The organism is Pontibacter chitinilyticus, from assembly GCF_039748935.1.
Classification (GTDB): Bacteria; Bacteroidota; Bacteroidia; order Cytophagales; family Hymenobacteraceae; genus Pontibacter; species Pontibacter chitinilyticus.
In genome coordinates this window covers 63650-75808 of the sequence record NZ_JBDIZJ010000018.1, presented here as the reverse complement: position 1 = coordinate 75808, position 12159 = coordinate 63650, and the positions used below count along the sequence as shown (strand labels likewise).

Annotated in this window: 6 protein-coding genes; 3 read left to right on the top strand and 3 right to left on the bottom strand. The window is 53.4% G+C overall.

Annotation, left to right across the window (positions count from 1 at the left end):
• Positions 1 to 236: 236 nt before the first annotated feature.
• Positions 237 to 1481, bottom strand: a complete 1245-nt coding sequence (locus ABDW72_RS19510; protein ID WP_347160293.1) for an NAD(P)-dependent oxidoreductase — start codon at positions 1479 to 1481, stop codon at positions 237 to 239.
• Positions 1482 to 1719: 238 nt separating this feature from the next.
• Here ABDW72_RS19510 and gcvP point away from each other — a divergent pair, with 238 nt between their 5' ends.
• The 3 genes from gcvP to ABDW72_RS19495 all read left to right on the top strand — a co-directional run bounded on the left by gcvP (position 1720) and on the right by ABDW72_RS19495 (position 6116).
• Positions 1720 to 4638: an aminomethyl-transferring glycine dehydrogenase gene (gene gcvP, locus ABDW72_RS19505; RefSeq protein ID WP_347160292.1), complete on the top strand. Its 2919-nt coding sequence runs from the start codon at positions 1720 to 1722 to the stop codon at positions 4636 to 4638.
• A gap of 433 nt (positions 4639 to 5071) precedes the next feature.
• The gene (locus ABDW72_RS19500; protein ID WP_347160291.1) at positions 5072 to 5428 is read left to right on the top strand and encodes a hypothetical protein; all 357 of its coding nucleotides are present in this window, start codon (positions 5072 to 5074) and stop codon (positions 5426 to 5428) included.
• A gap of 76 nt (positions 5429 to 5504) precedes the next feature.
• Complete coding sequence (locus ABDW72_RS19495; RefSeq protein WP_347160290.1) at positions 5505 to 6116, top strand: DUF4136 domain-containing protein; 612 nt, start codon at positions 5505 to 5507, stop codon at positions 6114 to 6116.
• Here ABDW72_RS19495 and ABDW72_RS19490 read toward each other — a convergent pair whose 3' ends face one another.
• The gene (locus ABDW72_RS19490) at positions 6117 to 8408 is read right to left on the bottom strand and encodes a TonB-dependent receptor domain-containing protein (protein ID WP_347160289.1); all 2292 of its coding nucleotides are present in this window, start codon (positions 8406 to 8408) and stop codon (positions 6117 to 6119) included. It abuts the gene before it with no gap.
• A gap of 315 nt (positions 8409 to 8723) precedes the next feature.
• On the bottom strand, positions 8724 to 12143 hold the full coding sequence (locus ABDW72_RS19485) for a 3-keto-alpha-glucoside-1,2-lyase-like domain-containing protein (RefSeq protein ID WP_347160288.1): 3420 nt from the start codon (positions 12141 to 12143) through the stop codon (positions 8724 to 8726).
• Positions 12144 to 12159 lie beyond the last annotated feature (16 nt).

Genomic DNA, 12159 nt, shown 5'->3' with positions numbered 1-12159 from the left:
CCCCTATTCACCCTCATTTGCGCCCCGCTCCGGCTGATCGGGTTGCAAAAGTACACATCGAAAGGGAAAAGGCAAGCACCAACGCAGAAAAAAACGCGATTCCCCCTTAACCCCCTGACCCTCAACCGCCCTTTTTTCTACAACCTGCCGGCCGCCGCCAGAAGCTTCGGGGCACGCCTGGCAGTGTATACTTGCAAAAGGCACTGTATTTCCTTTTTCTCCTATGCCATACTTCGTTATAGTACCTTCTCCTCTCCTTTTGTAAGTGTTGCGCTGTCGGCATACTCCTGTAGGTAGCTGTAGCGTTCGGTTAGCTTGCCATCTTTAGCAATGGTACCCCGGTGCAACACTCCTGCTGCATCGTCATTAAACAAATGGGGAAATACATTATCTATAAGGTGGCGGCCAAAATCGCGGGAGGCATTGCGTGGGAGCTCGCAGGGCAGGTTATCGACAGCCATTACTGTGATGTTGGCACGACTAGTATAGGCAGGTTCCAGTTCTCCGGTTTGCCTGTTATAGTCGTAGGCAGGTTGCAGGATGGTGGTGGCTTGCTTGGTTGTAGGGATGGAGCCGTTCACGTCGCAGGTAATATCGGCAATGGTATTGATCCTGAAGTCCGGCTCACGGGTTTCTTCTTCGGTAAACAGCTTAGGCGCGCAGGGGTGCCAGTAGGCGCATGCCAGTAGCAGATCGGTTACACGTGTGAACTTCCGGAAGGTACTCTTATATAAGTGCGGGTTCGTATAAAAGTCCGGCGAGTCCCATACTTCCACGTCGGGGCGGCTGTTGTAATCGCCGGAGTGTAGCTGGGCATATACCGGCTCCGTAAACTGCTTGTACAGGTAATCAAATACGCTCACCTTTTTTATACCCATCTTATCCAGTACCTCCATCGCTCCGCCCGCCACACGCCCGCCACCCGTAACCGCAATTTTAATAGGTGGCAGCTTTACTTTAAAATATTCTTCCTGCATGTCCTCCATCTCGTGGCACAGGTACGCTGGTTTCAGATCAAACAAGCTCCACTTTTTACCATAGGTCAGGATGCCGTTGTAAGCCCCTACAATGCCGGCATAGCGGCCGAAGGCTACCACCCGTTGCCCCTGCTGGGTGGTCAGTGTTTCGTAATCTATTAACGTGATGTGCTTATCAAGTATAGCACGCAGCAGTTTTGCATTATGCGGTTGCTTCTTTATAGTATGCGAGAAAAAGAAATAGGTCTTCTGGGGGATCAATTCGTCGAGGGGCACTTCTTTTACCCCCATCAAGATATCACAGTCGCTCAGGTCCTGCTGCAGCGGAATGTGCAACTCGTAATACTCGGTGTCGGCAAAGCAGCGGATATCGCTGGGCTGCACGGCTATCTCCATACCCGGAAAGGCCTGCAGTGCTTCCTCGCACTTTTTAGGAGTAAGCGGCACCCGTTTATCCACCGGTATTTTTCCTTCTTTGATGATTCCGATTTTAAGCTTGTGCATAGAAGTAACGCTCTTGAATTGTTCGACAAATTGTTTTGTTAGGCAGAAGGATGATTGCCCGCTGTTGCCTATACAGTACCTGTTGCCGGTATAGCCAGCTAAAAGTTAACTATTTAAATGGATGCTTCAATATAATAAACATTTACTATTACTTTTGTATTAAGTATGAAAACGGCTCTGTAGCGTTAGTTTCAGCAAAAAGAAAACCTGTAAAATTCCCGATCCATATAGCACTGTTATGATTTTTAAAACCAAACCTGCCGACGTATTTAAAGAGCGCCACAACGGCCCTGACAAAGAACAGATGCAGGATATGCTGAAAACCATTGGGGCTGCCTCACTGGACCAGCTGATTGAGGAGACCGTTCCGGCCGCCATACGGCTTAAAAAGCCACTGAACCTGCCTAAAGCACTTTCTGAAAAAGACTTCTTAAACAAATTCGGAAAGATTGCCAAGCAGAACAAGGTATACAAGTCCTACATTGGCGTAGGCTACAACGACACCATTGTGCCGCCGGTTATACTTCGTAACATTATGGAGAACCCCGGCTGGTATACTGCTTACACACCTTATCAGGCCGAGATTGCCCAGGGCCGCCTGGAAGCACTGATCAATTACCAGACCATGGTGATGGACCTGACCGGCATGGAGATCGCCAATGCGTCGTTGCTAGACGAAGGCACAGCCGCTGCCGAAGCAATGGCCATGTTTTACTCGCAGCGCAAAGGCGCCCGTAAAAATGCCACCCGCTTTTTTGTATCGGAGCAGGTGCTGCCGCAAACGATTGACATTCTGAAAACCCGTGCCACCCCGCTGGGCATTGAGTTGGTCATCGGCGATCACCGCGAAGCAGACCTGCAGGACGAGACGCTGTTTGGCGCTATCGTACAATATCCTGCCACCGACGGAGCTATTTTTGACTATACTGATTTTATCAGCCAGGCCCACACGCAGGACATTTATGTGGTTGTAGCTGCTGATATTCTTTCCTTGACGCTTTTGACGCCTCCGGGTGAAATGGGAGCTGATGCGGTAGTAGGTACTACGCAGCGCTTTGGCGTACCGATGGGCTTTGGCGGCCCGCATGCCGGTTACTTTGCCACCAAAGATGCTTTTAAGCGGGTTATTCCTGGTCGTATCATCGGTATTTCGGTAGATGCTGCTGGGAACCGTGCTTACCGCATGGCCCTGCAAACGCGCGAGCAGCACATCCGCCGCGAGAAAGCAACTTCCAATATCTGCACTGCCCAGGTATTGCTGGCGGTGATGGCAGGCATGTATGCGGTGTATCATGGTCCGCGCCGCCTCAAGTACATCGGCCTGAACACGCATGCGCTGGCACAGCAGTTGGAGAATGGCTTAAGCACGTTGGGCTTTGCGCAGCAGAACGAGCAGTATTTCGACACCCTGAAAGTTGTTGTGGAGAGCGCCGCTATGCAGCAGGCTATCCGCACCGAGGCAGAAGCCGCCGGCATCAACTTCCGTTATTTTAATGATACCAACATCGGCATTTCACTCAACCAAAACACAGAACTGGAAGATGTGAAAGCGATACTGGCTGTTTTTGCCAAAGTAGCCGGTCAATCTGCAGAGGTGCTAACACTGGATGAACTGCCGGAAGACACAGAGATCACCTGGGCAGATAACCTCATCCGCCGGAGCGAATACCTGACACACGAAGTGTTTAACGAGCACCACTCCGAGCACGAGATCCTGCGTTACATGAAGCGCCTCGAGAATAAGGACATCTCCCTGGTGCATTCCATGATCTCACTTGGCTCCTGCACCATGAAGCTGAACGCTACGGCCGAAATGATCCCGGTTACCTGGCCAGAGATCGGGCAGTTGCATCCGTTTGCCCCTGCCGACCAGACTAAAGGCTATCAGCAGATATTTGCAGACCTGGAGCGCTGGCTCTGCGAAATAACCGGCTTCGACGCCGTATCGCTACAGCCCAACTCCGGTGCACAGGGCGAGTATGCCGGCCTGATGGTGATCCGCGCTTATCACGAATCCAGAGGCGAAGGGCACCGTACCGTTTCCCTGATCCCTTCCTCGGCACATGGCACCAACCCGGCTTCGGCGGTAATGGCTGGCATGAAGGTGGTAATTGTAAAGTGCGACGAGCGCGGCAATATTGATGTGGCTGACCTGCGTGCTAAGGCCGAACAGTATCAAGATGAGCTGTCGTGCCTGATGGTAACGTACCCGTCTACCCATGGCGTGTATGAGGAAAGCATCATCGAAATCTGCCAGATCATACATGAGAATGGTGGCCGTGTATACATGGATGGCGCTAACATGAATGCGCAGGTAGGCTTAACCTCGCCGGCCAACATTGGCGCCGACGTATGTCACCTGAACTTACACAAGACCTTCTGCATTCCGCATGGCGGCGGCGGGCCGGGCGTAGGCCCTATTGGCGTAGTAAAAGACCTGGCGCCATTCCTGCCTGGCCATGCTGTGGTAAAAACCGGCAGCGATAACGCTATTCATGCTGTTTCGGCTGCTCCCTGGGGCTCGGCTTCTATCCTGCCTATCTCCTATGCTTACATAAACATGATGGGCGGCGAAGGCCTGACCGAAGCGACGAAAATAGCCATCCTCAATGCTAACTATATCAAATCGCGCCTGGAGCAGCATTATCCGGTGCTATATGTTGGTAGAAATGGCCGTTGTGCGCACGAAATGATCCTGGATTGCCGTGGCTTTAAGAAAGCCGGTGTAGAAGTAGAAGATATTGCCAAGCGCCTGATGGACTATGGCTACCATGCGCCAACCGTATCTTTCCCGGTAGCAGGCACACTAATGGTGGAGCCAACCGAATCGGAAGCACAGGAAGAACTGGATAAGTTCTGCGATGTGATGATCTCGATTCGTGAAGAGATCCGAGAAGTGGAGGAAGGCAAAGCCGACCAAAAGAACAACGTGCTGAAGCATGCGCCGCATACCGCCAAGGTAGCACTGGCTGACAATTGGGACCGCCCGTATACACGCGAGAAAGCAGTATTCCCGATGCCGTACCTGCGCGATAACAAAGTATGGCCAACCGTAAGCCGTATCGACAGCGCTTATGGCGACCGCAATCTTATCTGCTCCTGCGCCCCCACCGAAGCCTACAACGAGAACGGCAACGAAATGGTAGCAGTCGGCTAAACTGACTTGTTTGTAAGTATAAAGTATAAGAAAGGTCCTGCAACTGGTGAGTTGCAGGACCTTTGTTTTTACCTCCTGCCCCTAACTGGTTACAGGCTGCCCATACTTTCTCTCGAGGCCGGTGCGCCTCGCAAGCAACTCTAAGTGCCATTCCCAGGTAAAACATCAGGTTGCAGGCACAAGCAAACCCTTCCTGCTAGCCTATTGCATAGAAGCTTTGTATTTAAACTCTCCTAATTCCGATCCGTCAATATTTTTATCTAATTTCAACAACTTTTTATACTAAATTCGCGCTATATACAGTTGTACTATATAATCCAAAATAGGTAAAATTACAATATAAGCACATCCTATACCTTAGCAAATAGTAAGATTACAGAAGTACCTTTTACTTTGTGCTGAAGAAGTATAGCCGTTGCCCAACAAACTAAGCATGCTACATTATATATTTAATGTGAATAAACCAGCTGTCCTGTTCCTGGCGTTTGCCGGGTTTGGGCTTATGCAAACACGTGCTGCTGCACAGGTGGCATCATTTAGCAGTATCGCCCTACATTTATCTAACAGGGCTGCTGCTGTAGCTGTGTGCCAGGAGCAGCAGTTGCTTGCTGTGCAAACGAATACAAAAGCTGCCCTGAACCTGGTGCCCGTCACCAATAGCCTGCCCGGCAGCACAGCGCCAGTTCCGGTACTTTGCCCAACAACCGGTAGCAAAGCAATGACGGAGGAACTGCAGGCCTGGGTTATTACAACGGCTACTGCCAGCAAAAAAGGCCGGCACAGCAGGTAAACTCCTTTTGCGCGATAGCCCTGCCAGATTATTGTTCCGTATACGAGCAATACGATTGAACCCAAGCACCTATCTTATGCCCCGATCTTTAAACATTTTCCTGCTTCATAGTTTTACCGCTTTGCTCCTGCTGCTCTTCACCGGTTGCACCCGTTTAACCGATGTGCAAAGCAACTATGACCGCACCGTAGAATTCAGGCACTACCAGACCTTTGCCTGGTATCAGGCCGAAGTACCTACCCGCATTGCCGGTCTTGGCCCGGAGTTTAGTGTTTTGCTGGACCAGCGCCTGAAAGAAGCTGTTTCCAGTGAGCTGGTAAAAGAAGGGATTACACCTGCTACGGTTAACCCTGGCCTTTTAGTAGCATATGATATTGCCGTAGATCCGACGCTTGCACCCGCGGCTTTGGGCGATGATGTGGCGCCCGGCTTTGCCTATGGCTACAGCTATTGGTACGGCTACCGCTACCGCTACGACTTTTCAGATATTCCAAACTACCGGTCTATTGACAAGTATAAACAGGGTACCCTCGTAATTGACCTGATCGATGCCAACACCAAAAAACTGGTATGGCGCGGGTGGGAAGAGGCAAACTTAAACCCCACCCAAATCGACGAAACAAAGATAAATGTAGTGGTCGCCAACATTATGGCGCAGTTCCCCCCATTGCCGGACACCACGCTCTAACTATAGCTTATACTTTAGGCTGAGGCCGCCAAAATAATTTCGGGCAGGGGCTGGCTGGTAGTACCGGCCGCCAAAAGCGTTCAGGTCGTTACCCAAACTATATGTTTCATTTGTAAGGTTATCTACCCCGCCAAACACCTCCAGCGCCAGTTGCCTGACCAGCTGTTTCCGCCAGCCCGCACGAGCACCTACGACCACATACCTGTCGGCAAACACTGTGTTCTCGTCTGTCAGCGGAATTCTATCTACGTAACTGGCGGTGACGTTCAGGTATACTCCCGCTTTTGAGGCCATATCTAAAGCAAGAGTGGCAGTGTTAGGTGCTACACCTGTAAGTTTATTGCCCGATAAATCTGTGTTGTCTTTCTGATAATCCTTAAACCGGAAATGGCTGTAAGTATAGCTGCCCCATACTTTCAGCAGGCTCAGTGGCAGTGTCGGGTCGTTGAGCAAGGTGTAACTGAGGCTGGTTTCAAGGCCTGTCTGGCTGGTCGCGCCCACATTCTGAAACACGGCTATGCTAGACACCTCCTGACGGCTCACGATCGTCTCCTTCAAGCGAAAATAAAAGCCCACTACATCAAAGTTCAGTTTGCCATGCAGGGCAAAGCCCCGGATGCCTGCTTCATAGTTAATACCTTTCTCTGCCTCTAAAGCGGTGTTGAAGCTGCCATCAGAGGGCAGTATCTCTTCTTCGGTGGGTGGCGAGAAGCCGGAACTGACGCTGGCATGCACCGATACCTGGTTTGTGAGACGCTTGAGCAACGCAATACGCGGCGAGAGCACAGTATTAAAATCGCGGGTATACTGGTATTGGTTGCCGCTGGTAGCTTGCTGCAGCCGTGTTATTTTATACTGCGCATCATTCAGGCTGAGCGCTGCGGTAGCGATCATACCGGCAGGAAGTTCTACCTCCGTTTGCACAAACAAAAACCCTGCTTTGGAAGTCACTTCGTCGTCGGTGCGAAGGCTGTCGGGAGTGCCGTGATTATTATCGTAGGTGCGAGCCGTTTCGAAGCCGCGCTGAAACTCGCCGCCAAAAGTATAAGTGGCGACCATACTTCCGATGTGGCTGGTATGCACAAAGCTGGTGCGACCGCCTAGTTCCTGGTCGGTGTTGCGCTCGTAGTCGGTGTTAAAGGGGTTGTCTTTGAAATGGTGCAAGCCATAGATAGCCGTGGTGTTGCGCCAGCTGTCGTTGAATTTATACTCCTGTTTTAGGCCAATGTTGATGCCGTTTTGCTGAATGGAGGCATTTTGCACCACGCTGCCGAACATGCCGCCACGCGCCTGCCGCGGGTTTTGGGTATACTGCTCCTGCGTAAGGCCACCGGGCAGCTCATAGTATAAATTGGAGTAGATAACATTAGCGGCGATCGTTCTTTTTTCAGAAGTATAAAACTCTGACGAGAGCAGCAGCACCTGCCGGTCCACGGCCGACTGCTCGCGGTAGCCATCGTACTGTTGCCGCGTGTACTGCACTAACAGGTTGCTTTTTTCGGAGCCGGAGCTGTAGGAGGCGATGTAATGGCGGTAACCATAGGAGCCGGCAGAGGCGCTTACCTGTAGCTGCTGCCCTTGGTCTGCCCGCTTCGGCTCCAGCAGAACCGTGCCACCCGTACCGGCACCGTATATACTGCCGGTAGGTCCTTTCAAGATCTCGATACGGCCAAAATTGGCCGGGTCCAGCAGGTTGAGCAGCGTGGTGCCGTTTGCTTCGGTAAGGGGGATGCCGTTGAAGTAGAGCTTGATGTTGCGGATACCGTAGGGGGAGCGGAGGGTGCTGCCCCGGATGGAAAGGCGATAGCTGGCCGGAGCCCGCTCGTCCATACGCACGCCAGGCACGGTATTGACGGCCCGTACGAGGGAGCTTTCACTAAACCTGTGGAGGACTTCGCTCTTAATTACGCTAATGGCTCCGGCTGTTTGCAGCAGCGGCCGGTTGGTTTCGTAGCCCTGCACTTCTACCTCCTGCAGTGCCGCCGCCCGGGGCCGGAGCAGCACCTGCAGGGGCCTTTCCCGGTACGCTTTACGCCAGTAAGCGGTATCCGTGCTGAAGCCAACGGAGGAAAAAATTACCGGGGCAGCGGTGTCTGGCAGACTGATAAGAAAGTAGCCCTGTTCATCGGTCAAGGTATAACTGGCGCCTCCTGCACTAACCGTTACCCCCTGCAAGGGCTGGTGTGTCTGTGCCTGCAGCACCCTTCCCCTCAGTTCCTGCGCCTGCAGGCGGCCAGACAAAAAAATCAACAAAAATAAAATAAGGGTATTAACCTGTGTTTTTCTGTCCATCGTTTCTGATTGCTTTGTACCCGTATAGGCTCCGTCACCCGGTTGTCAGCGGGTACTGCCTCTGCGTTACTTGCAAAGATGGGGAATTGTTTTGGTGGCTGGAGCTTTCCTTAGCAGTCGATCTCCCTGCCACCTCCCGGAGGCGCCTGCCCGGCCCCAGTGGCCGAACTATTTGAAAAGAAACAGCCCGGCAGCAGGCCCGTTAATTGTCAAATAGTCTTAACCCCTAGTGCCATGGCATGGGTGCGTAACAAAGTGAGCAAGGTTCTGCTATCACCCCCGAAATCGATACGAAATGCCGGGTGTCCCTCCCCCTTACTTTTTGCTCAGGTCTTTGATGCGGATATTTCTGAAATGAACGGTAGAATCGTGCCCCAGAAACCCGATGTAGCCTTTCTCGCGCTTCAGGCCCGGATGGTCTTTGCCATCCATGGTGCCGTTTTTCCTGGCATCCGTAATGTCACCATCCAAGATCGTTACTCCGTTCAGTATCACCTTTACCTTAGGGCCTTTCACAATCACTTCCTCATTGTTCCACTCCCCCACCGGCTTCAGATAGCCGCGCTTGGCCGGTATCACTCCGTATACAGACCCGTGATACTGGTACTCGTGCAGGTTCTTGTAAATATCGGCGTCGTTGTCGAGTATCTGCAGTTCCATGCCCTCGTAGGCAGCATCGCCCTCCAAGGGTGCGCGGATGCCCAGGCCGTTGTTGGCGCCAGGGGTGAGCTTAAACTCAAAACGGTACACAAAGTCGCCGTACTGCTCTTTGGTGTAGAGGTTACCTCCGTTGCCAAACTTGGGTTTGTGCACCACCATCTCTCCGTTTTCAATCACGTAGTCGGTGGTGTTGCCTTGCCAATTATGCATATTGGTGCCGTCAAACAAGACCTTAAAGCCTTCCTTCTTTTCTGCAGCACTTAATTGGAAAGGCTCTGTGCGTGGAAGCTCCCGGATGTAAATATCGCGGTAGCCCACGCGGGAGCCATGCGCCTGCAACTCGATCTGCTCTTGGGGGAAAATCGGCTGGTTTTTGTCCCAGTAGTTCTCCAGGATTACGTTGTCCGTTACCAGTTCGCCATTCAGGTATACTGTCACGCGATCGCCTTTCATGATAATATGAAAATTGTTCCACTCACCCAACGGATTATCAGCTACTTTCAGCGGTTTGCTTGAGTTAACCTGGTTGTTGTACAACCCGCCTGAACCTACCTGGGCGCCATCCTTCACACGCGCAGTATCCCATATTTGCACCTGGGGCGAACCACGCAGGTAAATGCCAGCATCGCCATTCTTGTTGCCGTCGTCATAAATCTTCCAGTCCACAAACATTTCCACGTCGCCATACTTTTTGACGGTAGCCAGGTTGTCGAACCCGTTGCCAACGAATACGATTTCGCCGTTCTCTACTTTCCAGTCGCTGCGCATCTGCTCATCAGCCGCCTGCTGCTTGCGAGCCAGCGTTTTGCTGTCCATCTTCGCCCGTTCGATCGGGTTTTCCACCAGACCTTTCCAGCCGGTCAGATCTTTGCCATTGAACAGCGGAACAAAGCCCTGGCCCTGCGGCAGTTCCTCCAGGAACTTCTGTATCGCCTTGACCTGGTATTCGCTGTCAGGTCCTTTCAGCACCCGGGCGGTTTTGGAAAGCAGCTCCCGCACCATGTCTCCTTGAAAATCCGGGTTAGACAGGGCGATATCCATCACGGCATGGGCAGCGGCCTGCTGCAGCGCAGGATCATCCAGGTAGCGGCCGGCAAACACCAGGGCCGGAAAGGCCGGCGCGTTCCCAATTTCCCGCAGGATCAGCTCTATTTGCTGGGGCGTTTTCGCCACATCTGCTGCCTTGCGCAGCATCAGCACCTTTTGGGCAGCCGGCACCTTTGCCGCGCTCACCATCCCGATATACCCTTTCAGCGCCTCGTCCAGATAGGGCCCGTTAGCAGCTCCCTGGCTGATGCGGTACAGTTCCCTGGCCGCACCCGTGTCGGACCAGTCTGACAGGGCAAGAACGGCTGCCTTTTTGGCGGCTGCATCTCCCGAGTCGAAGGCCACAGCAACTGCCTGCAGCGCCTGCTCGCCGCCGATGCGGGCCAGGATGTTAAAGTAGGCGGCCTTTTTTTCAGCCGGGACTGCCTGCATTTGCTGCAAGACCAGCGCGGCCTGCTGCCCCTGGTCGCCGTAGCCGCCTACAGCTGCCACAATTGCCTGCTGCAGCGCGCTCACTTCTTCCGGCTGTGTGGTCTGGTTCAGCAGCGAAAACAAGCGGGGCAGGTCTGCTTCTGTAACCAGGTGGCCCAGCGCCGACAAGGCAGCCATCCGCACGGCGGCATTCTTGTCGTTCATGTAAGCGTATACCTGGCCGATCTTATCGCTGGCAGCCCGGTTGCCCAACACGGCCAGCAAAGCCGCCTGGCCCTCCGCCGGCATTTTGGGCAAGGCTTGGGCCACTGCATCGGTCAGGCCATCGGCTTTCATAATTAGGAGCGCCTCCTGAATGGCGGCCGTTTCTTCGTTATGGCTTTTTTTCAGCGCCTTGAGCAACTGAGGCAGTGCTTTCTCATCGCCTAAGCGTCCGGTGGCTTCAATGGCGGCGAGCTTCACCTGTCCGTTTCTGCTTCTGAGGGCCTTCAGGATGGCCGGCATGGCTGTTGTTGCCTTGTTCTTCCCCAGCATGGTCATGATTTCTGCCTCGATTTTGGGGTCTGCCTTCCGGGCCTTTTTCACCCACATGGCTGTAGTGGCCGGGGTGATGTAGGCGGATGCGAACTGGAGGGCTGCCGCTCTGTACTCCGGATGTTTATCGGTAGCCGCCTCCAGCAGCCGCGCCACGCCCTTCTCTCCCTCCAGGCCCGCCAGCAGTTCCAGTGCTGCTGTCCGGGTTTGCACCTGCTGCAACTGCCCGGCAGCGTCCAGCAGCGCCTGTGCCATTCTTTGCGCCTGCTGCTGCTGTCCGCTCTCGACCAGGCGCTGCAGGTAAAGCAAATAGGCGGAAGTAGCATTATCGTAGCCATAGGTATAGTTGTCTTGCCGGGCTGCCTGCGCCAGTACGGCCTCCGCGGCAGGGTCTGCGATGTTGGCCAATGCGTAGAGGGCTGTTTTCCGAAGCTTGGCGTCCTGACTGCTCGCCAAGGGCAGGAGTACAGCTACAGCTTTAGAATAACGTGTATCACCCAAGGCCTGGACAAGCGACAGGCGACAATCGCCCTGTGCCTGCGGCAGAGCCTGCAGCATGGCCTCCCCGGCGCTGGCTGTACCGATATTCACCAGCGCTTTTGTAGCCGGGGCACACAAGCGCCCGTCGCTCAGGTAATTTTGCAGGCAGGGAACAGCCCCGTCCTGGCCTACCATCTCCAGCTGCCGGATCAGGAAGGCTTTATTCTCTTCGTTGCCGGCGTTTGCCAGCGCCTGGCAGTAGGCATCGGCACTCATCTGCCGCCAGCTTTCGCGGCCTGGTTGCGTTACATAATTAGAAAAGCCCCCGAGCACGTACTCCAGGCCAGTGTTATCGCCCTGGTCGGGGGGAGAGAGCATACCGGCCATTTCGAGGAGTCCCTCCTTACCCATAGTGGCAATCTCGCCCATGTTGGCATTAAACTGCAGGCTGTCCCTGGCCGGTACCTGCGCCAGCAGGTCAGCAATTTTAGTGGTGAGCGTCCGTTGGTCGTTTTCGCGTTGTGCGGTGGCGGCAGTGCTCATTGCGACAGCAGCTACCAGTATTAGTAGAACTTTCTTCATAATGTATCGCGCTATA

What these genes read in the sequence shown, in the direction of transcription:
- ABDW72_RS19510 (WP_347160293.1), bottom strand. Translation starts at nt 1,481, where the DNA reads ATGCACAAGCTTAAAATCGGAATCATCAAAGAAGGAAAAATACCGGTG.
- gcvP (WP_347160292.1), top strand. Translation starts at nt 1,720, where the DNA reads ATGATTTTTAAAACCAAACCTGCCGACGTATTTAAAGAGCGCCACAAC.
- ABDW72_RS19500 (WP_347160291.1), top strand. Translation starts at nt 5,072, where the DNA reads ATGCTACATTATATATTTAATGTGAATAAACCAGCTGTCCTGTTCCTG.
- ABDW72_RS19495 (WP_347160290.1), top strand. Translation starts at nt 5,505, where the DNA reads ATGCCCCGATCTTTAAACATTTTCCTGCTTCATAGTTTTACCGCTTTG.
- ABDW72_RS19490 (WP_347160289.1), bottom strand. Translation starts at nt 8,408, where the DNA reads ATGGACAGAAAAACACAGGTTAATACCCTTATTTTATTTTTGTTGATT.
- ABDW72_RS19485 (WP_347160288.1), bottom strand. Translation starts at nt 12,143, where the DNA reads ATGAAGAAAGTTCTACTAATACTGGTAGCTGCTGTCGCAATGAGCACT.